The 22,722-nt window shown below is 71.9% G+C and carries 18 protein-coding genes and 2 pseudogenes; 15 read left to right on the forward strand and 5 right to left on the reverse strand.

The window, feature by feature from the left end; genetic code table 11:
- Positions 1-36 precede the first annotated feature (36 nt).
- The 6 genes from OG858_RS06875 to mug all read left to right on the forward strand — a co-directional run bounded on the left by OG858_RS06875 (position 37) and on the right by mug (position 5,828).
- Positions 37-1,377, forward strand: coding sequence for a radical SAM protein (locus tag OG858_RS06875; RefSeq protein ID WP_328545041.1), 1,341 nt, complete (start codon positions 37-39; stop codon positions 1,375-1,377).
- Entirely contained in the window at positions 1,374-2,390 is a 1,017-nt protein-coding gene (locus OG858_RS06880) for an aminotransferase class I/II-fold pyridoxal phosphate-dependent enzyme (RefSeq protein WP_328545040.1), read from the forward strand. The genes OG858_RS06875 and OG858_RS06880 overlap by 4 nt, the downstream gene beginning before the upstream one ends.
- Positions 2,387-3,196 carry a class I SAM-dependent methyltransferase gene (locus OG858_RS06885; RefSeq protein WP_086748332.1) on the forward strand — a complete coding sequence of 270 codons (810 nt, stop codon included), beginning with the start codon at positions 2,387-2,389 and terminating at the stop codon, positions 3,194-3,196. The genes OG858_RS06880 and OG858_RS06885 overlap by 4 nt, the downstream gene beginning before the upstream one ends.
- 183 nt (positions 3,197-3,379) lie before the next feature.
- Positions 3,380-3,730, forward strand: coding sequence for a DUF4326 domain-containing protein (locus OG858_RS06890; protein WP_086748331.1), 351 nt, complete (start codon positions 3,380-3,382; stop codon positions 3,728-3,730).
- A 113-nt stretch (positions 3,731-3,843) separates the two neighbouring features.
- Positions 3,844-5,286 (forward strand): adenylosuccinate lyase, encoded by a 1,443-nt coding sequence (purB, locus tag OG858_RS06895; RefSeq protein WP_037704896.1) that lies wholly within the window; start codon positions 3,844-3,846, stop codon positions 5,284-5,286.
- A 44-nt stretch (positions 5,287-5,330) separates the two neighbouring features.
- Positions 5,331-5,828, forward strand: coding sequence for a G/U mismatch-specific DNA glycosylase (mug, locus tag OG858_RS06900; RefSeq protein ID WP_328545039.1), 498 nt, complete (start codon positions 5,331-5,333; stop codon positions 5,826-5,828).
- Positions 5,829-5,862: 34 nt separating this feature from the next.
- Here mug and OG858_RS06905 read toward each other — a convergent pair.
- From OG858_RS06905 to OG858_RS06915, 3 genes and pseudogenes are all read right to left on the reverse strand, one after another.
- Positions 5,863-6,308, reverse strand: a pseudogene (locus tag OG858_RS06905) (hypothetical protein); the annotation flags it as partial.
- Between the two features lie 41 nt (positions 6,309-6,349).
- A complete protein-coding gene (locus OG858_RS06910) occupies positions 6,350-7,072 on the reverse strand; it encodes an ABC transporter permease (protein ID WP_319067469.1) in 723 nt (240 codons plus the stop codon).
- 2 nt (positions 7,073-7,074) lie between these two features.
- Positions 7,075-8,022: an ABC transporter ATP-binding protein gene (locus OG858_RS06915; RefSeq protein WP_086748328.1), complete on the reverse strand. Its 948-nt coding sequence runs from the start codon at positions 8,020-8,022 to the stop codon at positions 7,075-7,077.
- Between the two features lie 107 nt (positions 8,023-8,129).
- Here OG858_RS06915 and OG858_RS06920 point away from each other — a divergent pair, with 107 nt between their 5' ends.
- From OG858_RS06920 to OG858_RS06930, 3 genes are all read left to right on the forward strand, one after another.
- Positions 8,130-9,287, forward strand: a complete 1,158-nt coding sequence (locus OG858_RS06920; RefSeq protein ID WP_086748327.1) for a sensor histidine kinase — start codon at positions 8,130-8,132, stop codon at positions 9,285-9,287.
- 40 nt (positions 9,288-9,327) lie between these two features.
- On the forward strand, positions 9,328-9,993 hold the full coding sequence (locus OG858_RS06925; RefSeq protein ID WP_086748333.1) for a response regulator transcription factor: 666 nt from the start codon (positions 9,328-9,330) through the stop codon (positions 9,991-9,993).
- A gap of 121 nt (positions 9,994-10,114) precedes the next feature.
- Positions 10,115-11,290: an ROK family transcriptional regulator gene (locus OG858_RS06930; protein WP_319067468.1), complete on the forward strand. Its 1,176-nt coding sequence runs from the start codon at positions 10,115-10,117 to the stop codon at positions 11,288-11,290.
- 88 nt (positions 11,291-11,378) lie between these two features.
- Here OG858_RS06930 and OG858_RS06935 read toward each other — a convergent pair whose 3' ends face one another.
- Together OG858_RS06935 and OG858_RS06940 are read right to left on the reverse strand one after the other, a co-directional pair.
- Positions 11,379-12,140 carry a GntR family transcriptional regulator gene (locus OG858_RS06935; RefSeq protein WP_086746958.1) on the reverse strand — a complete coding sequence of 254 codons (762 nt, stop codon included), beginning with the start codon at positions 12,138-12,140 and terminating at the stop codon, positions 11,379-11,381.
- A gap of 238 nt (positions 12,141-12,378) precedes the next feature.
- Complete coding sequence (locus OG858_RS06940; RefSeq protein ID WP_319261698.1) at positions 12,379-13,266, reverse strand: RNA polymerase sigma-70 factor; 888 nt, start codon at positions 13,264-13,266, stop codon at positions 12,379-12,381.
- A 158-nt stretch (positions 13,267-13,424) separates the two neighbouring features.
- On the opposite strand from OG858_RS06940, the gene OG858_RS06945 reads away from it, so the two are divergent.
- From OG858_RS06945 to OG858_RS06970, 6 genes and pseudogenes are all read left to right on the forward strand, one after another.
- A complete protein-coding gene (locus OG858_RS06945; protein ID WP_086746960.1) occupies positions 13,425-14,258 on the forward strand; it encodes an alpha/beta fold hydrolase in 834 nt (277 codons plus the stop codon).
- A 244-nt stretch (positions 14,259-14,502) separates the two neighbouring features.
- Positions 14,503-14,865, forward strand: a pseudogene (locus OG858_RS06950) (PLP-dependent aminotransferase family protein); the annotation flags it as partial.
- 322 nt (positions 14,866-15,187) lie between these two features.
- Entirely contained in the window at positions 15,188-16,783 is a 1,596-nt protein-coding gene (locus OG858_RS06955; protein WP_319318754.1) for an alkaline phosphatase D family protein, read from the forward strand.
- A 145-nt stretch (positions 16,784-16,928) separates the two neighbouring features.
- Positions 16,929-18,464 carry an SWIM zinc finger family protein gene (locus tag OG858_RS06960; RefSeq protein WP_319318751.1) on the forward strand — a complete coding sequence of 512 codons (1,536 nt, stop codon included), beginning with the start codon at positions 16,929-16,931 and terminating at the stop codon, positions 18,462-18,464.
- Positions 18,461-21,187, forward strand: a complete 2,727-nt coding sequence (locus OG858_RS06965) for a DUF7824 domain-containing protein (RefSeq protein ID WP_328545038.1) — start codon at positions 18,461-18,463, stop codon at positions 21,185-21,187. The genes OG858_RS06960 and OG858_RS06965 overlap by 4 nt, the downstream gene beginning before the upstream one ends.
- 148 nt (positions 21,188-21,335) lie before the next feature.
- The gene (locus tag OG858_RS06970; protein WP_328545037.1) at positions 21,336-22,652 is read left to right on the forward strand and encodes a GNAT family N-acetyltransferase; all 1,317 of its coding nucleotides are present in this window, start codon (positions 21,336-21,338) and stop codon (positions 22,650-22,652) included.
- The last annotated feature ends 70 nt before the right edge of the window (positions 22,653-22,722 follow it).

Below are 22,722 nucleotides of genomic sequence, written 5' to 3' on the forward strand. Positions count from 1 at the left end.
CGTGTCGTCCGGGTCCCGTTCCTGCATGATGACGACATGAACCATGGCGACCAGCGCTTCCACGTCATCGTGCTGTCGAACTTCGCGAAGGGCTTCGACAAGTACGCGTTCGCTTACGGTAAGGCCGGGATTCCGGAGAGTACCTATCCCGACCGGTTCCACCTGCTGACCCGCGCGGAGTTGGGAATCGGCATCGCCAAGGCGCGGGGCCTGCTGGACCGCCTGGCCATTCCCGGCGACCGGCTGCTGGTGCTGGAAACCACGGTGGACCCCGACAAGTTGGTGCCCAACCTGTCGACCGGTCTCGGTATGGAACTGCACGAGGCTCGCATCCGGTTGTCAGCGGTCCACGAGCTCGACCAGGCAGGCGACGAGTTCACTGTGCGCCCGACGACCGTCGAGGATGCGATGGCGGCCTCCCTGCACCTGCACGGATCGGCACAGCGTCGCTATGCCGACACGCGACCGCGCTCGGTGTCGCTTCTGCCGGTCGCCTCCGCCTGCCAGGCCCGGTGTTCGTTCTGCTTCTCCTCGGCTTCGATCTCCAGCGACCAGGCGCCGGCCCGGGTCCCGTGGGACGCGGTCGCCCAGTGGCTGGAGCTCGCCCGTGCGGCGGGCGCCGAGCGTGCGGTGATCACCGGCGGCGGGGAGCCCACGCTCATACCGTTCGAACAGCAGCTGCGACTGGTGTCCGCCTGCTCGGCGGCCTTCCCGAAGGTCGTCCTGATCACCAACGCGCACACCCTGGCGAAAGGCCTGCACGCTGACCGGGCCGACCGCCTCGCAGCCCTGAGCGCCGCGGGCCTGAGCGTGCTGGCGGTCTCCCGGCACCATCACGACGACGCCGTCAGCGAGCGGCTGATGATGCTGCGCACACCGGTGAGATCCGTGATCGACACCTGGCGCGTGGAACGTGACCGCTGGCCGGGGCTGCGGACGAGGCTGATCTGCGTGCTCCAGCACGGCGGCGTCGCCGACGCGGCCGGGGTCGCCGACTACCTTTCGTGGGCCGCGGCTCTCGGTGTCGAGGAAGTCTGCTTCAAGGAGCTCTACGTATCCACCAGCACCGAGTCGCTCTACTTCGACCGCGCCGCCAACGTGTGGAGCCGAGAGCACCAGGTGTCGCTGTCCGTCGTCACCCGGTTCGCCGAGCAGCACGGCTTCGAACTGGCGAGCCGCCTGCCCTGGGGGGCACCGGTCTACCACGGCAGTTGGGACGGGCGGCCGATACGGATCGCCGCTTACACCGAGCCCAGCCTGCTCTGGGAACGCACCAGCGGGATCGCCCGCAGCTGGAACGTCATGGCCGACGGACGCTGCTACGCCTCCCTGGAAGACCGGGCCAGCGAGATCGTGCCGGAAGGCGCGGCGGCGTGAGGTTCGAGGAGTTCCAGGAATTCCGGCAGCGCCGGCTCAGTGCTTCCTCGTCGCTTCTGGACTCCGCCGAGACCAACGTGTACCGGGCGCTCGCTCCGATGCGACCGGCACCGCCGGCCGACATGAGTACGGTGCACCGGTGCGATCTCGCCCGTGCCTGGCTGGGGCGCTTCGAGCTGCCGGAAGAGTGGTCCGGCCACGCCATGGTCTGTCGCGGGGTCCGGCACGGGCTCGGTGTGGTGTTCCACTGGCTGCGCGCCGTGCAGGCGCGGTTGTGGCTGCCCAGTGACGTGTACCCGGTCTACTTCGAGCTGGCCCGCGCTGCGGGCCTGGCGCCCGCGTCCTACCCGACACTGCCGGCGCCTGCTCTGCCGAGGTCGCCGGCGGACGACCGGCCCGAATACCTGCTGCTCGCCAACCCCAGCAAGCCGCTCGGCCGATACCTGTCCGATGCCGAGTGCGCCACGGTGATCTCGTGGTTGCGGGAATCACCCCGCCGTCGCCTGCTGATCGACAGCGTCTACGACCTGGGAGCCCCGTTCGCTGCAGGCACACGGGTACTGCTGGACACCGGTCGTGCGGTCCTACTGCATTCGGTCACCAAGGGATGGCTGTGGCCCCGCACATTCGGCGTGGTCCTGCTGGGTCCGGCGCACGCCGAATTGGCCGAAGCGTTCCGGGCTGATCCGCCGACGCCGGCACAGCTGAGGCTCGCCGACCGTCTGCTGACCGAGCACAGCGACGTACCCCGGCAGGTCGTCGACGAACTGGCCGCACGGGCTGAGCGGCTGTTCGAACGGTTGCCGGACGAGGTGCTCGGGGCGATTCCCACGGCGAGCCGGACGTGTCCCGGCAACTACTTCTTCCCGGTTGAAATCCCCGCGGAGACGCTCCGGCGTGAGTGCGGCGTGCTCGCCGTGCCGGTCAGCGTGTTCGGGGAGAGCAGTTGGTCCGGCTCCATCCTGACCAGCCTTGCCGACGCTTTCGGCCCGCCGCCGACGGCGGCGCGATGAAGCCCCTGGAGGACCTGGCCGTATACGACGATGCGGACTTCTACGATCAGGAGTTCGCCGCGCGCACCCACGACATCCCGTTCTTCCTCGGCCAAGCGGTCCGGGCGGGCGGTCCGGTCCTGGAGGTGGCCTGCGGAACCGGGCGCATCACCCTGCCGATCGCGCGGGCGGGTGTCGAGATCACCGGGCTCGACATCATGCCCTCGATGCTCGCGCGTGCCCGTCAGCGGGCCGAGGACGAGCGACTGGCAGTGGAGTGGCTGGAACAGGACTGCCGAGACATCCGCTCCGACAGGCGCTTCGCCCTGGTGTTCTCGGCGACCAACGCGATGCAGCACCTGCACGACCTGGATTCCGTGGTCGCCTTCCTCGCCTCGGCGCGAAACGTACTGCGACCGGGCGGGACCCTGATCCTGGACGTGTTCAACCCCGACATGGCCAAGCTGTGCCGGCTCCCCGAGTCGCCCTACCACCACAAGTCGGTCGCGGACCGGGACGGGGCCAGGCTCGACGTGCGAGCGACGACCGGCTACGACGCCGCCGCCCAGGTGCTGCGCTTCACGTTGGACTACCTACGCGACGGCGTGTGCGTACGCACCAAGAAAGTCAGCATGCGCTGCTTCTTTCCCGAGGAACTCCTGGCGCTCTGCCGGCTGGCCGGTCTCGACGTCGCGCAGCGCTACGGGGACTACGACCAATCCCTGTTCACGAGCACCTCGCCGAAGCAGCTCCTGTTCTGCCACTCCCGAACCGCCGACGGCCAGATCGGCGATCCGCCGCCGGTACCGGTCAGGCATCCGAGCTGAGCCGGCCCCGCATTCCGGGCAACATGCCTGTTCGGAGGCCGCACGAGCGGTGCTTCTCGCTGTCGCCCCCGCGCTCCGGACTGGTTGACCACCAGTCCGGGTACGGCATGTCCGCGAAGAGACCCGAGTTGCTGCCGTACGAAGGCCCACTAGCGTAGGGAGCCGCCGAACCGGGAGGCACGTGTGACCACGACCGTGATCAACCTCAAGGGCCGCATCCGCGACTTCGGCCCCCGGCTGGAGTTCGCCCCCGGCGACCTGGTGTACATCGGCCGCCGCTGGACCATGGGCCACTGGGACCTGCCGCAGCATCCGCTGTTCAACCCGTTCCAGTACGACACCGAGAAGAAGAAACGCGACGGGACGCGGGCCGAGATCATGGCGAAGTACCGGGAGTATCTGATGGCCGACCCCGAGCTGCTGGCCCTGGTGCCGGAGCTGCGCGGGAAGACCCTGGCCTGCTGGTGCGCGCCGGAGCCCTGCCACGGGGACATCCTGGCGGAGATCGCCGACGCGTCGGGCTCCTCTTCGTAGCTCTCTCGCAGGTCGTCGCAGGCGTTCGCACGTCCTTCGACGGTCCCTTCGTAGGTTCCTCCGAAGGGACCCTCGGCGCTCGCCTGCACGAATCGCCAGTAGAATCCGTACACGTGACTTCCGCGCCAGCCAAGCCCCGCATCCCGAACGTCCTCGCCGGACGCTACGCCTCCACCGAGCTCGCCACGCTCTGGTCGCCCGAGCAGAAGGTGAGGCTCGAGCGGCAGCTCTGGCTGGCCGTGCTGCGGGCCCAGAAGGACCTCGGCATCGAGGTGCCGGACGAGGCGCTCGCCGACTACGAGCGGGTCCTCGACACCGTTGACCTGGCCTCCATCGCCGAGCGCGAGAAGGTCACGCGGCACGACGTGAAGGCGCGGATCGAGGAGTTCAACGACCTCGCCGGGCACGAGCACGTGCACAAGGGCATGACGTCCCGCGACCTCACCGAGAACGTCGAGCAGCTGCAGATCCGGCTCTCGCTGGAGCTGGTCCGCGATCGTACGGTGGCGGTGCTGGCACGCCTCGGCAGGCTGGCCGGTGAGTACGGCGAGCTGGTCATGGCCGGCCGCTCGCACAACGTGGCCGCGCAGGCCACCACCCTCGGCAAGCGGTTCGCGACCGCCGCCGACGAGCTGCTCGTGGCGTACGGCCGGGTCGAGGAGCTGCTCGGCCGCTACCCGCTGCGCGGTATCAAGGGCCCGGTGGGCACGGCTCAGGACATGCTGGACCTGCTGGGCGGGGACGCCGCCAAGCTGGCGGAGCTGGAGGACCGGATCGCCGGGCACCTCGGCTTCGCGCAGGCGTTCACCTCGGTCGGCCAGGTCTACCCGCGCTCGCTGGACTACGACGTGGTGACAGCCCTGGTGCAGCTGGCGGCGGCGCCGTCCTCGCTGGCGAAGACGATCCGGCTGATGGCCGGGCACGAGCTGGTGACCGAGGGCTTCAAGCCGGGTCAGGTCGGTTCGTCCGCCATGCCGCACAAGATGAACACCCGCTCCTGCGAGCGCGTCAACGGCCTCATGGTCATCCTGCGCGGCTACGCCTCGATGACCGGCGAGCTGGCCGGCGACCAGTGGAACGAGGGCGACGTGTCCTGCTCGGTCGTGCGCCGGGTCGCGCTGCCGGACGCCTTCTTCGCGCTGGACGGCCTGCTGGAGACCTTCCTGACCGTCCTCGACGAGTTCGGCGCCTTCCCTGCCGTCGTCGCCCGTGAGCTGGACCGCTACCTGCCGTTCCTCGCCACGACCAAGGTACTGATGGGCGCGGTGCGCGCGGGCGTGGGCCGTGAGGTCGCGCACGAGGCCATCAAGGAGAACGCCGTCGCCTCCGCGCTCGCCATGCGCGAGCAGGGTGCCGAGCGCAACGAACTCCTCGACAAGCTCGCCGCCGACGACCGCATCCCGCTGGACCGCGCCCAGCTGGACGCGCTGATGGCCGACAAGCTCTCCTTCACGGGCGCGGCGGCCGACCAGGTCGCCGTCGTCGTCGGCCGTATCGAGGAGATCGCGAAGCAGCGCCCGGAGGCCGCCGGCTACACACCGGGGGCGATCCTCTGACGCGCTGGACCCAGGCCGAACTGGAGGCCGCCCGCGACCGGCTGGTGCCGGACGTCACCGCGGACGGCCTCCGGGTCCTCTTCTGCGGCATTAACCCGGGGCTGATGACGGCCGCCTCCGGCCATCACTTCGCCCGCCCCGGCAACCGCTTCTGGCCCGTCCTGCACCTGGCCGGCTTCACACCCCGCCTCCTCAAGCCGTCCGAGCAGGACGAGCTGCCGTCGTACGGGCTCGGCATCACGAACGTCGTCGCGCGGGCCACCGCGCGGGCCGACGAGCTGACGGCGCAGGAGTACGTCGAGGGCGGGCGTCTGCTGACCACCAAGGTGGAGGAGCTCCGGCCGCGCTGGCTCGCGGTGGTCGGCGTGACCGCCTACCGGGCGGCCTTCGGTGACCGCAAGGCCGCCGTCGGACCGCAGGAGCGGACGATCGGGGTCTCGCGCGTGTGGGTGCTGCCCAATCCCAGCGGGCTGAACGCGCACTGGACGGCGGCGACGATGGCGGAGGAGTTCGGGCGGCTGCGGGTGACGGCGGAGAACTGACCGGCGGGGCTCGACCCGGCGGGCAGGCCGGGCACGGTGGGTCGATCTCCGTGATCAGCGCGATAAGTTGGAACGGCAGTTCCGTGTCCCACTGGGAGATGCCGAGGGCCACCCAGCGGCGTGGCCGTTCGCCTGCCACAGGTGTACATCGGCCACATGCGAGCCGAGCGGTCCCCGTGCCTCGGGTAGGTCCTCGCCCTCCTCACAACGGCCGGACACGCTCCACAGGCTGAAGACCTCCGGCGGTCCCCAGCGCTCCGCGAGCCGCGCTCCGACAGCACGTCCCTGTCCGCCTCGAACTGACCCTCGGGCTCCTCCCGTCGCGTGCCGTCGGCCTCCCAGAAGTCCCCGCTCGTCCCTGACTCGGCGACGTGGTAGCCGGGACCGGCCGGCCGTGCCGGTGTCCGACCGGCCGTGCGCCGCGGGGAACTCCTGGGAGCGCAGCCGGTCGATCGTGACGAGATGTCGCGCGACGGTCATGCACCCAGTAGAGCGCGCACCACTGACAATGTGGCGCGGCGTCAGGCGTCCCGCCGCCGCACACTCCACGCACCCGCCGCCAGCGCGGTCGCCGACCACAGCGCCGTCACCGCCAGGCCGCTCCAAGGGCCGAGCGCGCCGTCGGACGTCTCGTGGAGGATCACCTGGCCCGCCTTGTCAGGCAGGAAGTCCGCGATGCCGCCGGAGACTCCCCCGACGACGAAGGACACGATGAGCAGGAACGGGATGAGGATGCTCAGGGTGGCCACGCCGCTGCGCAGGAGGGCGGTCAGGCCGGCCGCGAGGAGGGCCATCAGAGCGAGGTAGACGCCGCAGCCGACGACGCCGCGCAGGCCCTCGGCAGCCGAGAGTCCACTCGCCCTGTCGCCGAGGACGGTCTTGCCGACGGCGAGGCTCACGCATCCGGAGAGCAGACCGACGGCCAGGGCCGGTACGCCTGTCGCGACCGCCTTGGCCGTGAACCACCGGCCCCGGCGGGGTACGGCGGCCAGCGAGAGTCTGAGGGCGCCGCCCTGGAACTCGGACGAGACGGCCGTCGTACCGAAGGCGACGGCCGCGGCCTGACCGAAGTTGACGCCGAAGAACGCGGCGAAGAGCGGATCGAAGCCGGGGCTGTCGGAGTCGAGTCCGGCGAGCGCGGAGAAGGTGGCGGTCGCGAGGACGACCGCGAGGAGGGCCCACCGCATCGACCGCAGGGTACGGATCTTGATCCACTCGGAGTGGAGGACGGGTGCGAACGCCATGGTCAGGCCTCCTGGGACTGGGCGGGAGTGTCAGCCGCGGAGGAAGCGGCGGTGAACTCGGCCTCTGCGGCCGTCAGATCGAGGTAGGCCTGCTCCAAGGTGCCCTCCTCGGCGGCGAGTTCGAGGATCGGCAGGCCGACGCCGGAGGCGATACGGCCGATGTCGTCCACGCGCGCGTCGAACACGGTCCGGCCTCCCTGCTCGCCCTCCGCCGTCCGGTAGCCGTGCCGTGCCAGGAGGTCGGTGAGGGCGTCGATGTCCGTGGAGCGCACCCGTACGCGGGGCTGCACGCGCGCGTGGATGAACTCCCGCATAGGGGTGTCGGCGAGAAGGCGGCCGCGGCCGAGGACGATCAGGTGGTCGGCGAAGGAAGCGGTCTCGTTCATGAGGTGGCTGGAGACCAGGACGGTCCGGCCTTCGCGGGCGAGGCGGCGCAGCAACTCCCGGATCCAGATGATCCCTTCGGGATCGAGGCCGTTGGACGGTTCGTCGAGCAGGACGACGGGCGGATCGCCGAGCAGGGCCGTCGCGATGCCGAGGCGCTGGCGCATACCCAGGGAGTAGGTCTTCACCCGGCGCCGCGCGACCTTCGCCAGGCCCGTCTCCTCCAGTACCTCGTCCACGCGGGCGGGGGCCACGCGATTGCTCGCCGCGAGCCCGCGCAGATGATCGCGGGCGGTGCGTGATCCGTGCGCGGCCTGCGCGTCGAGCAGGGCGCCCACATGGCGCAGGGGCTCGTCGAGGCCGACGTAGGCACGGCCGCCGACGGTGGCGGTGCCGGAGGTCGGCCGGTCCATGCCGAGGACGAGCCGCATGGTGGTGGACTTCCCGGCGCCGTTGGGGCCGAGGAAGCCGGTGACTCGGCCGGGCTCCACACGGAAGGTGAGGTGGTCCACCGCGCGGACGGTGCCGTACTCCTTGGTGAGGTCCTGCACGTCGATGCTGGTCATGGGCCCAGCCTGACCGTCGGCGGGATGACGGGCCTCCCCCGTGGGTGGAGAGCTTCTCCCCCGCCCGGGGGAGGCCCGTTGTCGGTGGCGGCTGGCACGATGACCGAATGGCCCGCTTCCTGCGCTCGGTGATCCAGGGGACGACGTACACGCGCCTGCTGCACCTGTGGGTGCCGATGCTGATCGTCAGCCTGTGGATGTTCATCATGCCCACGCGCCCGTGGGTGCCGGCGCTGTTCCTGATCCCACTCGGGTTGGTCCCCGCCGTTCGGCTGGGCGAGGGGGTGCAGGCGCGGTTGCTGTTGACGCCGGGTGAGGAGGAGGGATCGGGGATCTCTGTGGGGCGGGCGGCCACTTGGCGGGACCGGTTCCGCACGGTGCTCTGGCTGGAGGTACGGATGGTCCTCGGGACGCTGGCCCTGGCGGCCACCGCCTGGCTGCCCATCCTCGCCCATGACCTGGTCCTCATCGCGTCGGGTCACGAAGCGCAGGACAACCCGGTGCTTCGCGGTCTTCAGCCGCACTGGGCGTACGCCTTCCTGGCACCCGTCACCCTCGTCGTGGCGTTCGCCGCCGTGGTAGGTCTGGGAGAACTGATCACCGTGGTCGCCCGCCGCCTGCTGGGGCCTTCGGCGGCTGAGCGGCTGGCCGCCCTTGAGGAGCGGACCGAGCAACTGCTGGAACGCAGCCGGATCGCCCGGGAGTTGCACGACTCCATAGGGCACGCTCTGACCGTGGCGGTGGTACAGGCCGGCGCGGCGCGGGCAGCCGGGGATCCGGCGTTCACCGACCGTGCGCTGGCTGCCATCGAGGACACCGGCCGGGCCGCGCTGGAGGATCTGGAGCGGGTGCTGGGAGTGCTGCGGGAAGCCGACCGGCCCGTTCGGGGCAGGCCCACGCTGACCGAGGCCGACCGGCTGCTGGAGTCGGCGCGGGACTCCGGCGCGAAGGTGGACGCCGTCTTGTCGGGACCGCTGGAGACGGTACCCGGCCCGGTCTCCCGCGAGGGCTACCGCATCCTCCAGGAGTCGCTGACCAATGTGCTCCGGCACGCGGGCGACGTCCCGGTCCGGGTGCGGATCGCGGTCGCGGACGGCGGCCTCGACCTGGAGGTCCGCAATCCGCTGACGGCGCAGATACCGGGTCCCGGCCGGGGCAGCGGGCTGCGTGGCATACGCGAGCGGGCTGCGCTGCTCGGCGGCCGGGCGTCGACCGGTCCCGACCGGGGTGACTGGCGGGTCCGCGTCGAACTGCCGCTTGGCTGAACAACCGTTCGACCTCAAGGAGCTGATCTACGCTGGCGGGATGCCCCCGATCACCGTTCTGCTCGTCGACGACGAACCCCTCGTACGCGCCGGTCTACGGGCCGTTCTGGAGGCGCAGCCGGACATCGAGGTCGTCGGGGAGGCGGCGGACGGTGCCGCGGTCATACCGCTGGTGCGGCAGCTGCGGCCGAGCGTCGTCGCCATGGATGTGCGGATGCCGCTGCTGGACGGCATCGAGGCCACACGGGCGGTGCTGCGGACCGTGCCGGAGCCGCCGAAGATCCTCGTGGTGACGACCTTCGAGAACGACGAGTACGTGTACGAGGCGCTGCGCGCGGGCGCGGACGGCTTCCTGCTGAAGCGGGCCCGGCCGGCCGAGATCGTGCACGCGGTACGGCTGGTCGCCGAGGGCGAGTCACTGCTGTTCCCGGCCTCGGTACGGCAGTTGGCCGCCGAGTACGGCGACGGGGTGGGCAACCGGGCGGCGCGGGCAGCCATGGAGCGGGCCGCGCTGACCGAGCGCGAGGCGGAGGTGCTGCGGCTGATGGCCCGGGGCCTGTCGAACGCGGAGATCGCGGCCCGGCTGATCGTCGGCACCGAGACGGTGAAGTCGCACGTCAGCGCCGTACTGGCGAAGCTCGGGGCGCGGGATCGTACGCAGGCGGTGATCGCGGCGTACGAGTCGGGGTTCGTGGCACCCGGCTGAGCCGGGGCCGGACGCGGGCCAGGGCCGCCCCGTCGGCAGGTCGGGCGCGGCAGGCACTCGCCCGGGCCCATCCCGGCGAGTACGATCCGGCAAACACGGGCGCGAGCTGGGAGGACGGGCGTTGGGGCGACTGACCGGCGGAGATCCTTCTCTGCTCCGAAGAATCAACTCGGCCGTGGTGCTGCACGCGCTGCGGGCCACGGACCACGCGACGCTCACCGAGATCACCACGGTCACCGGGCTGTCGCGGCCCACGGTCGAGGGCGTCGTCGAAGGGCTGGTCGAAGCCGGGCTGGTGGTCGAGCGGGCCGCCGAGGAGGGCGCCGCCCGGCGGCAGGGGCGCCCGGCACGGCACTACCGCTTCCGGGCCGAGGCGGGCCATCTGCTGGGTCTGGACGTGGGTTCGCACCAGGTGACCGCGCTGCTCGCGGACCTCGACGGGAGAGTGCTGGGCTCGCTGTCCAGGGACGTCTCCGAGTCGGCGTCGGCGGACGACCGGCTGGAGCGGCTGCGCTCGATCGTCGCCGAGCTGCTCCGCAGGTCCGGTGTCTCGCGCGCTTCGCTGCGCGCGGTCGGCGTGGGCAGTCCGGGCATCATCGAGGCCGACGGCACCGTACGCCTGTGCTCGGCCCTGCCGGAGTGGACGGGCCTGAACCTGGGCGAGCGGCTGAGCCGCTCCTTCAAGTGCTCCGTCCTGGTGGAGAACGACGCCAACGCGGCCGCGGTCGCCGAGCACTGGAAGGGCGCCGCCGCCGAGTCCGACGACGTGGTGTTCGTACTGGCCGGGCTGAGCCCGGGCGCCGGTTCGCTGATCGGCGGACGGCTGCACCGGGGGTACGGCGGCGCGGCCGGGGAGATCGGCGCGCTGCACCTGCTGGGCCGTGAGGCCACCCCGGAGGCACTGCTGTCGACCACGGGCGAGCCCCTGCATCCGCTCGACGAGCAGGCGGTCGCCGAGGTCTTCAAGCACGCGCGCGAGGGCGACGAGCGGGCCCGTGAGGCCGTCGACCGCTTCATACAACGGCTCGTCCACGACGTGACGGCGCTGGTCCTCGCCCTCGACCCCGAGCTCGTCGTCGTCGGTGGCTGGGCGACCGGCATCGACGACGTACTCGACCCCCTCCGTCACGAGCTGGCCCGCTACTGCCTGCGCCCGCCCCGGGTCGCCCTGTCCCGGCTGGGCGAGGCGGCCGTCGCCATGGGCGCGCTCCGGCTGGCCCTGGACCATGTCGAGGAACAGCTGTTCGCGGTGGAGGGCACGGTGACGGCGCGACGCCGAGCCGGTTCTCCGGCATGAGGGCCGAGCCGACCTGCGGAGACAAGAACGCCGCGCCCCGGATGCCCGGGGCGCGGCGTTCTGCGGCTCGCAGGGGCTGCCGGCGTCGTCAGGACGCGCGGCGCTCCGGGCCGTGGTGGATCTCGACGCCGCCCGAGTCGCCGAAGGTCAGACGGCAGGTGTCGGCGCGGTAGGTGGCCATGGAGACGGCCGCCGTGCGCCCCTCGGCATAGAAGCGGGTGGTGACGACGAGGACGGGCGCGCCGGGCAGCCGGTCGAGTTCCTTGGCGTCGTCGGCGCGGGCGGAGCCCAGCTCCACCGACCGGTCCTGCCCCTCCAGCTCCAGGCGCTGCAGCTCACGCAGCACGGCACGCGCGCGTGCGGCACCGGAGGGCGTGTCTATGGCGGAGAGGGCGGGCACCGAGTCCGCCGGGATGTAGAGCAGCTCGGCGGCGACGGGCTGACCGTGCGACACACGGGAGCGGCGCACGATGTGCACCTGCTCGCCGTGGACGCTCTCCAGGATGTCGGCGACCGCGGCGGGCGGTGCCGAGGACGTGCAGTCCACGGCCTGCCAGGTGTCGCCGACGGTGCCCGGCCACGCGTGTCGTTCGGTGCCGACGGCGACGCCCACGCGCGGGGGCGCCACGGTGGTGCCGACGCCGCGACGGCGCTGCAGCCGGCCCTCCAGTTCGAGCTGCTCCAGCGCTTGGCGCAGGGTCGCTCGGGCCACGCCGAAGCGGGCCGCGAGATCACGTTCGTTGGGCAGGATCTCTCCCACCGAGAACTCGGAGTCCAATGCCTCACTGAGCACGGTCTTCAGATGCCAGTACTTCGGTTCCGGCACCGATTCCAGCTGCTGGGTCCCCACCCTGTCCTCCGCTGCTTCGCCGGTGGTCCGGCGACGTTTTTAGCGCCCTTGTTTATTAAAGGTTGTTGCACTTTCTTGCGACCATAGGCCTGCCCCCACCCTTGGTCAAGACCAATCATCGAACGCTCGGGCGCCCGACGAGCCGGACGCCCGACAGCGTTCATCGAGCACTTCACGGCCGTGAAGTGACCAGGGACAGGAACGGGACACGAACGGGGCCGCAGCGGGCACGAACGGACTACTGGTCCACCGTCAGACCGAGCAGCTTCTCCGGGTTGCGCACGATGTAGACGCACTGGATACGCCCGTCGGCGACATCGAGTTGGAACACGCTGTCGACCTTGCCGCCGGACAGGAGGACCGCCGCGAAGCCGCCGTTGATCTCCATGAAGCGGAACGAGACGTCCTGGACGCCCTTGCCGGCCGCGCCGTGCAGGAACCGTCCCACCCTGTCGGCGGTTTCGAGGACGCGCACCGGGGCCTTGCCCAGGCCTCCGCCGTCGCCCACGAGACGGACGTCGGGGGCCAGCAGCGACATCAGGCCGTCCAGGTCACCGCCTGCCGCGGCGACGAGGAACCGCTCGGTCAGCTCACGGCGTTCAACCGGGTCGACCTCGTAGCGCGGGCGCCGCTCGTCGACATGTCTGCGGGCGCGCCCGGCGAGCTGGCGGACGGCGGGCTCGGCGCGGTCGATCATGGACGCGATCTCGGCGTACGGATAGCCGAAGGCCTCCCGGAGCACGAACACCGCGCGTTCCAGGGGTGAGAGGGATTCCATGACGACGAGGACGGCGAGCGAGACGGTGTCGGTGAGGACGGCCCGCTCCGCGGTGTCCGGGACGGTGGCCCCGTAGTCGGTGACGTACGGCTCGGGCAGCCACGGACCGGGATACGCCTCGTTGCGCGACTGCACCTGGCGCAGCCGGTCGATCGCGAGCCGGGTGGTGACACGGACCAGGTAGCCGCGAGGTTCGCGCACGTCGGACCGGTCGGCGCCGGACCAGCGCAGCCAGGCCTCCTGGACCACGTCCTCCGCGTCGGCGACCCGGCCGAGCATGCGGTACGCGACTCCCATGAGGACGGGGCGGTGCTCTTCGAAGACGTCGGTCCCGATGTCGGTGGTCACCGTTCCATCCCACCCCGAGGGACGCGACCCTGTCCAGGCGATTCCCGGCACGCGCGGGCTTGTTACCCACAGGGACTACCCGCCGGTAGCAGTTGCTGACAAGCTGTCTATGAACGTCGTGCCTCGGCGCGCCCACCTCCCAGACGAGGAGCTGCACCATGTCCGCCGCCACGGTCTCCTTCCAGGTCCCCTCCCCGCTCGGCCCGCGGCCCGTGACGGTCTCCTACACGCGCGAGGGCACCGGCGAGCCGCTGCTCCTGCTGCACGGCATCGGCCACCACCGTCAGGCCTGGGACCCGGTGACGCACATCCTGGCGGCCGAACGCGAGGTCATCACCGTGGACCTCCCCGGCTTCGGCGAGTCCCCCGCGCTGCCGGACGGCCTCAGCTACGACCTGCCCACGACGACCGCCGTCTTCGGGGCCTTCTGCGAGGCCCTGGAACTCGACCGCCCGCACGTGGCGGGCAACTCCCTCGGCGGCCTGCTCGCCCTGGAACTGGGCCGCGAGAAGCTCGTACGCTCCGTCACGGCCCTGTCCCCGGCCGGGTTCTGGAACGAGGCCGAGCGACGCTACGCGTTCGGCATCCTGCTCACCATGCGGCACATCTCGCGGCGGATGCCGCTGCCGCTGGTCGAGCGGCTTTCCCGTTCGGCGGCCGGCCGCACCGCCCTCACGAGCACCATCTACGCCCGTCCGAGCCGCCGTTCACCCGAGGCGGTGGTCGCCGAGACGCTCGCACTGGCAGGGGCCACCGGGTTCGACGAGACCCTCCGGGCGGGCGGCAGCGTCCTGTTCACCGACGACATCCCCGGCCTTCCGATCACCGTGGCCTGGGGCACACGGGACTGGCTGCTCGTACGCCGGCAGGGCCTCCGCGCCAAGCGGGTCATCCCCGGCGCCCGCCTGGTGCGGCTGCCCGGCTGCGGCCACTGCCCCATGAACGACGACCCCGCCCTCGTCGCGCGCGTCATCCTCGACGGGAGCCGCTGACCTGCGGCGGGTCAACGCCCCCGACCCCAGGGCCACTCCGACCCGGGTTGCGGCTCGGCTGGCTCCTCGTACCGGCGTCTCTGGCGGAGGAGGCCGTCGAGCGCAAACGGACCGTGGATCTGGGGCATCCCGTCGCCTGCGACCGTCCCGGTACGGAAGGAACCCCGCATGACCAGTACGTCAGGCTTAGCGGATGAAGTGCCTGACGTACTGGTCATAGCGCCTGACGTACTGGTCATAGGGCATCGACCAGGCGCTCTTCGCCCGGTTCGTGGAGCGGGGCGACTACGACCGGCAGTTGCGCCGGTGTCAGCGGGCGTATCGGGAGCGGCGTGACGCGCTGGTGTCCGCGCTCGCCGAGCACTTTCCCGGGGCGGAGGTGTCCGGGATCGCGGCGGGGCTGCATGTCATCGTCTCGCTGCCCGATCGGTACGGGCCGCTCGACCGGTTCCTGCAGCGGGCGGCGACTGCGGGGGTCGCCGTGCGGGGGCTGGCTCAGTACGGGCGGGTGCCGGACGAGGGGGTGCGGCTGGTTCTGGGGTACGCGCATCTGTCTCCGGTTCGGATACGGGAGGGGGTGGGGGTGCTGGCGTCGGCGGTCGGCTGACCCACGGGTTTCTCGCCCCCGCCGCCCCTACCCGTCCCATCCCCAGGGGCTGCGCGCCCCCTCGGCCCCCGTCACAGACTCGGGGCTCCGTCCCGGACCCCGTCGCGCGGTTCCCCGCGCCCCTGAGAAGGGGCGCGGGGAACTGCGCGGGACGCCCCCACCCACCCGCGCCCGACAACGCACACCCTCCCGAGATCTCACGCGGCGTCGGTGCTTCCTCCGGCACCCGGTCAGTTGTTCACTTGCCGTTTCCGTGTGCGCTGCGGCGCACCAGTAGTTGTGGCTGTGCACATTGGCCGGATCCGTCACTGGAGGCGCATTCATGTCACACCGTCCGCCGAGTTCCCTGCCCGGTCGCCGCAGCGTGCTGCGCGGCTCGCTCGCCGCGTCGGCGGCGCTGGCGCTGCCCGGTTCCGTCGCGCTCGGTTCGGTGCCGGCGCTCGCCCTGTCGGGGCGGCCGAAGGCCGGCTGGGGTGTGCAGGCCGGGGACGTGACCGCGCACTCGGGGCTGGTGTGGGTGCGGTCGGACCGTCCGGCGCGGATGATCGTCGAGACGTCCGCAACCGAGTCGTTCCGCAACCCGCGCAGATGGCACGGTCCGCTGCTCGGCGCCGGCACGGACTTCACCGGTACGACGCGGCTGCGCGGTCTGCCGTCGGGCGAGCAGATCCACTACCGGGTGCTGCTCGCCGACCCGGACGACCCGCGCCGCACCGGCGAGCCGGTCACCGGCACGTTCCGTACGACGTCGCTGAAGCGACGCTCCGGGGCGCGGTTCGTCTGGTCGGGCGACCTGGCCGGGCAGGGCTGGGGGATCAACCCCGATCGCGGCGGCTACCGCATCTTCGACGCGATGGGCGCGTTGGACCCGGACTTCTTCCTGTTCAGCGGTGACACGATCTACGCCGACGGCCCGATCGCAGCGACGGCGGCGCTCCCCGACGGCAGTACCTGGCGGAACGTCACCACCGAGGAGAAGTCCAAGGTCGCGGAGACGCTCGCCGAGTTCCGGGGCAACTTCCGCTACAACCTGCTGGACGAGAACCTGAAGCGGTTCAACGCCCAGGTCCCGGCGATCGTGCAGTGGGACGACCACGAGGTCACCAACAACTGGTACCCGGGCGAGATCCTCACCGACGCCCGGTACACCGAGAAGAGCGTGGACGTGCTGGCGGCACGGGCGCGGCGGGCGTTCAGCGAGTACTTCCCGATCTCCACACTGCGGCCGGGCGCCCGGGAGGGGCGGGTGCACCGCGTGCTGCGCCACGGCCCCCTGCTGGACGTGTTCGTGCTGGACATGCGGACCTACCGCAACGCCAACTCGCCCGGCACCCGGACCACCGACCCGGTGGGTATTCTCGGCGCCGAACAGCTGCAGTGGCTCAAACGGGAGCTGTCGCGGTCGCGCGCGGTGTGGAAGGTGATCGCCTCCGACATGCCGCTCGGTCTGGTCGTGCCGGACACGGGGGACGGCAAGCCGAACATCGAGGCCGTGGCGCAGGGCGATCCGGGCGCGCCGCTCGGGCGGGAGCTGCAGCTCGCCGAGCTGCTGCGGTTCGTCAAGCACCGGAAGATCACCGGCACGGTGTGGCTGACGGCCGATGTGCACTACACCTCCGCGCAGCACTACCAGCCGTCGCGGGCCGCCTTCACCGACTTCGAGCCGTTCTGGGAGTTCGTCTCCGGCCCGCTCAACGCCGGTGCCTTCCCGGCGAACGCGCTGGACGACACCTTCGGCCCCGAGCGGGTGTTCGTGAAGGCACCGGCCACGGCGAACGTGTCACCGGCTGGCGGCTACCAGTTCTTCGGCGAGGTCGACATCGACGGCCACAGCGGGGAGCTGACGGTACGGCTGCGGGAGCAGGACGGGACCGTGCTGTACACGAAGGTGCTCCAGCCGGGTCTCGTCGGTCAGTGACCCGCGGGGCGTGAGCCGATCACGCCCGCCGCAGTCGTCCCACCGCCCGCCGATCGGCCGTCTCAACAGCTCGTCGGCCCTCGCCTCACGGTCACTTTTTCGCAGGTCAGGGCCGGTTGTCAGTGGTCGCTCCTACGGTTTTCCCATGACGCGATCCTTCCAGGCCGTGGCCTACACCCGACCCTCCGTGCTGGAGTCCGTGGCGGGCGGACACCGGCTGGGTCTCGAGACCTCGCGGGGTACGACCCCGACGGGGGTCGAGGACCATCCGCGGTTCTTCACGGGCTTCCTGACCTCTCCTCAGGTGGCCGCCGCGGGGCTGCTGGCGGTGGCCGACGTGGCCGCGGCACGGTACTTCCAGCAGCAGTCGCGGGCCTCACTGGATCCGGTGGTGACGGGCAACGGGGACCGGCTGCGGTTCGAGTCGTTCTCGGGCTGCGGCGGGGTCTACGCCCGCCTGGACGTGCTGGACCCGGGCCTCGACGGCGGCGAGGTCGGGCACGGCACGACCAATGTCGACGTCAACAACCCGTTGCGGGAGGCGCTCTCCCGGGTCGGCGGGGACGATCCGCTCCATCTGCGGGTCGGTCCGCAGGAGTTGGCGGTGACCACACTGGACGGTCCGGTGGTGGAGAAGAAGGTGCCGCTGCCGGACCGCTGGCTGCGCGGTTTCGCCGAGGCCCAGGTGATCGCGGCCGGGTTCGACCTGCGGGCCGAGCTGCCCGCCGCCGAGGCCGTGCGGTTCCTGCGGTCACTGCCGCGTGGGGGCGCGCGCGGGGCCTCGCGGGGCGCCCAGTGGGTCGTGCCCGCCGGACGCGCCCTGCGGCCGACCACCCGCCCCGTCCCGGGCGCGGTGTGTCTGCCGGGCCCGGAACGGCTGGTCGCCCTGCAGCGGGTCCTGCGCCATGCCACGGCTCTGCGCCTCTACGGCCCACCGACCGCCGGTGACGCCGCCCTGGCCAGTGCCTGGGAGGTCGTGCTCCCCGGTATGCGGCTCACCCTCACACTGTCCCCGGAGGCCGGGCGGGGCTTCTCCGGCGAGGGCGGTGTGCTGGAGGCCCTGGCCACCGACGAGGCCGCCGAGGACGCGGAGCTGATCGCGGTCCTGCTCGCCTGGGAGCCGCGCGTCGACGTCGGGGACCTCGCCGCCGCCTCCGGTCTTCCGGTCGACAGGGTGCGGGTGGCGCTGACCCGGCTGGGCACCTCGGGCCGCGTCGGCTACGACACGGCGGAGGCCGCGTACTTCCACCGCGAACTCCCCTACGACGCCGACCGCGTCGAGCGCCACAACCCCCGCCTGCGCTCGGCCCGCGCCCTGGTGGCCGCCGGGGCGGTCCGTCTGGACGGCGGCCTCGGCACGGTCACCGCCGAGGACGGCCACGTCCACCGGGTACGGGACAGCGCGGGCACCCTGAGCTGCTCCTGCCTCTGGTGGGCGAAGTACCGGGGCGGCCGCGGCCCCTGCAAACACGCTCTGGCGGTGCGCATGGTCCGCCGGGGCGCCACGGCGGAGCCGGGCGGGGGCGAGATCCACGCCGAACGGGTCGGGACACCGACCGGGCGGCCTGCGGCGCCCGCGCCTGGGCCCTCGGACGGAGCCCGGGCCGGGACGAAGCCGGATGGAACACGGGCCGACGCCGGACCGGTCGGCGGGGCACGGATCGACGGGGGTGCACGATGAGTGCCGAGTCACTGATCAGGGCGGTGCGGTCGGGGAACCTGAGTGGCCTGGTCGCGCTGGTGGACGGTATGACGGATGCCGAACGGCGCGCGTGCATGCCGGAGCTGAGGCAGTTGCGCAAGGAGCTGCGGGCGGAGGACTGGCAGTTCCCGGCTCAGCGGGCGTATCCCGCGCTGCACGCGGCCGGCGCCGCGTGCCAGACGGGTGCCGCCGCCGTGGCGACCTGGCTCACCGGATCCGATCTGCGCTGGCGGCAGGCACCGCCTCCGGTCCTGATCGACGTGCTCGGCGACCGCAATCCCGCCTGGCTCGCCGACCTCGTGCACCGGTTGGCCGAGCGCCCGCTCTCCGCCGACGTCCCGTACGAGCTGATGGCCGGCCTCGTCCGGCTCTCGGGCTGCCCGGTGCCCACGTCCGAGGCCTATGTGCGCGGCTGGATGAACCACATCGACGGGGCGCGCCCGAGTGGGGGCACGGTCATCGGGAATCTGCGGAAGGACCCGCATCTCGGGGAGCTCGTCACTGCGCTGTTCGAGATCGAGGAGATCGGCGCCCGCAGCGACTGGCGGTACGGCGACGGCCCGAACAACTGGACGTACGCCCTGACCCGGCTGACCCGGGCAGGTCTCCTGGACCGCAAGGTCATGGTCGACGGGTGCCTGGCCAGGCTGCTGCGGGGCGGTGGCTCCACAGCGGACAACAAGGTCTTCCTGGGCCTGTTGACCGCGCTCGACCTCACCCGGGACGAGCAGCGCGAGCGGATCGCGGACTGGACGGCCCTGTGCTCCGACGCTCCCTCCACGGTGGCCGCACACGCCCAGTCCGTCCTCGCGGGCTTCGCCCTGGACGGCGAGCTGGGGCCGCGACGACTCGCCGAGCTGTCCGGCGCGGTGCTCTTCCGGACCGAGAAGAAGCTCGTCCGGGCCCAGCTCGTCCTGCTGGGCAAGGTGCTCAAGCAGGATCCGTCCACGTCGCCCGAGCTGCTGCCCGCGGTCGCCCAGGCCTTCGGCCACGAGGACACGGATGTACAGGAAAGGGCGCTGAGGCTGGTGGAGCGGCACCTCGGCGACCTCGACGCCGGTGGCCTCGACGCCGACGCCGACGCCGACTCCAACTCCAACTCCGGGAACGGCGACGCCGACGCGATCGGCGTGCGGCGCGAGATCGCCGACGCCGCGTCCCAGTTGAGCCCCGGCCTGCGTTCCCGGGCCGAGCAGCTCCTCGGTGTCGCGGACGCGGGGTCCACCCCCGAGGTGTACGAAGAGCTGCTGCCGCCCGTGCCCCTGCCGACGCGGCTCGCTCCCGCGCCGGACACACTGGCCGAACTCACCGAGGAGGTCGGCGCCCTGCTGGCCGCACGCGACGAGGGCGCCGTGTTCGAGCGGATACTGGACGGGCTCGTACGACATGCGCATCGCGACCGGCAGGCGCTGGTGGAGGCGCTCGGGACGACGACGGCGCGCGGCTGGTGGGACGGGATGGGAACGGCGTCCCTCAACCAGCACTTCCGCACCGCACCGCACGGCCTGGCACTCGTCATCGCCACACTCTTCGAGCGGGTGGACACCGAGACGCTGCGTCCGGTGCGTCACGCGGCGGGCGCGTCGTCCGGCTGTGTGCACGACGGCCTGCTCTGGGCGTTCGACGCCCGGCTGCGGGAGATCTCGTACCGGATCCGCACCGACCCGCTGCCGTTCCTGCTGTCGACGCCCACCTGGAGCACCGGTTCGCTGGAACCGGCGGAACTGGTGGCGCGGCTGGACAGCTACCGGCAGTCGGGTGCCCGTCCGGGCGAGGCGGACTTCGCCCAGGCCCGGCTCCGCGTGCGCCGCGACGACACGGCCGCGCTCGTGTCCGCCGCGGCGGCGGCCCGGGAGCTGGGCACGAGAGAAGGCGAGCGGCTGGCCGAGTGGCTGCTCACCGACGTGCCGTCCCAGCCCGTCGAGCGGAGCCGGACGGCCGGGCCCCGGATGCTGGTGGAGTTCGGTGAACTGCCGGAGATGCGGAGCGAGTCGTTCCCGCCGGAGTTCCGTCGGCTGGGCCGCCCGTTGACCGTGTACGCGGAGCGCTCGTACTGCCCACACTGGAACGACACGAACTGGCGGCACTGGCTGGCGATGGTGCCGAACCGGCCGGAGCTCGTGGCGGGGCGAGTCCTGCGCGATCTCTCGATGAGCGTCGTCGACGACGGTGCGCAGGCCGGGTTCTCGTTCCTGCCGGCGCTTGCCGAGGCGGAGGGCGAAGCGGGCCCGGCCGTGGGTCTCTGCGTCGCGTACGGGCTGGGCGCGCGGCGGCCGGAGGACCGGCTCGCCGCCGTGGACGCCCTGCTGGTGCTGGCGGCGCGGGGGCAGTTGGACGCGGAGCGGCTGGGCGCCGACCTGGGGAAACTGGCGGTGCTCGGGAGCGTGAAGCCATCACGGCTCGCCGAGGCGATACGGACGGCCGCGGCGACCGGGGCGTACGGCACCGCCTGGTCGGTGCTGCGGGAGGCACTGCCGCCGCTGCTCGCCGAACTCGCGGGCGAGGGGGCGGCGAAGACGCCGGCCCGTGGCCTCGGGGAGCTGGTCGCCGTCGCCGCCGAATGCGCGGAGCGATCCGGGGCACGCGGGGAACTGCCGTATCTCGCCGAGGCGGCGGAGCGCCGGGGCTCGTCCCGGCTGGTGAGCCAGGCCCGTCGGCTGCGTACGGCACTGGAGGAACGGGAGGGGGGTGCGGCGGTCTGACCTCTACGGTCACCGTAGGCATCGGTTCCGACAGCATCAGTCATACAAAAAGCAACAAAAGGTGCGGAACGATGCTTTTACCGGTCAGTCACAAAGCGTTCGTGATCACGCAACACCATTCGTTCACAGTGGCCACATGACTCCAGACATGTCTGATGCGAAGCGGGCGCGGAACAGCCGCCCGATGCACCACCGCCTCCTGTCGGCCACGGCCGAGTTCCGCAGCTGGTGGGAACGGCGCCACGGTCACGCGCCGCCGACGAACGATACCGGCGCCCGGCCGCCGCTCTCCGATGGGCAGCAGGCCGGGCCGTCCGAGGCGGTGGCCCCGGTGGTCACCGGTGCGGCCCTGATGTGGCGGATGCGGACGACGGTCAAGGACGAACCGGGCTCGCTGGCCGTGCTGTGCACGGCGCTGGCGGAGCACAGGGTGGACATCCTGAGCCTGCAGACGCATCCGCTGGCCGAGGGCACGGTGGACGATTTCCTGCTCCGGGCGCCCGAGGCGCTGTCGGCGACCGAGATCGGCAGGGCCGTGTCGGAGGCGGGCGGCACCGGGACCTGGATCGAGCGCGGTGACGCCCATGACCTGGTGGACGCGCCGACCCGGATCCTCGGCCTGGCCACGCGTACGGCACTGGACGCGGCCGAACTCCCGCTCGCGCTGCGGCAGTTGCTGGGCCGTTGCACCATCCGCTCGCTGCCCGCCACCGCTCCCGGCTCGGGCCGGGCCCAGGAGAGCGCCCCGGTCGAAGGGGCCCTGGAGGACACGGTGATGCGGCTGCGGGCGCCGGAGGGCGGGGTGATCACGGTGGAGCGGCCGTATCTGCCGTTCACGCCGACGGAGTTCGCACGGGCGCGTGCGCTGGTGGAACTGGACGCGCGGCTGGGGCCGCGGATCCCGCGCGGCCAGGACGTACTGACGCTGCCCGAGGGCAACGACATCATGGTGCGGCGCGCCGACGTCGGGGACCTGAGGGCGGCGAAAGCCATGCACGAGCGGTGCTCCGCGCGCACGCTGAGCATGCGGTACCACGGACCGGTGGGCGACGCCGACCGGTATCTCAGGCATCTGCTCAGTCCCCGTTTCGGACGGACGCTCGCCGCGCAGACCGCCTCGGGGCGCCTCGTCGGCCTCGGTCATCTGCTGTGGGACGGCGACGAGACGGAGATCGCGCTGCTCGTCGAGGACGACTGGCAGCGGCGCGGGATCGGCGGTGAGCTGCTCCGCAGGCTGGTGGACATGGCGGCCGAGACGGGCTGCGAGAACGTGTACGTCGTGACGCAGTCGTCCAACACGGGGATGGTCGCGGCGATGCGGGGGCTGGAGCTGCCGCTCGACTATCAGATCGAGGAGGGGACGCTGGTGATCACCGCGCGGCTGGACGAGGGGGCGGCCGCTGCGCGTGCGGCGCGGCGTCGTGAACGACCGGTTGGAATGACGGAGCAACACGGGGGCTTGTGAGCCGTTGTCGGGTGCGGGTGCGTGGGGGCTTGGTCGCGCAGTTCCCCGCGCCTCCTGAAAGGCGCGGCTG

Source organism: Streptomyces europaeiscabiei (genome assembly GCF_036346855.1).
In the GTDB taxonomy this organism is placed as follows: Bacteria; Actinomycetota; Actinomycetes; order Streptomycetales; family Streptomycetaceae; genus Streptomyces; species Streptomyces europaeiscabiei.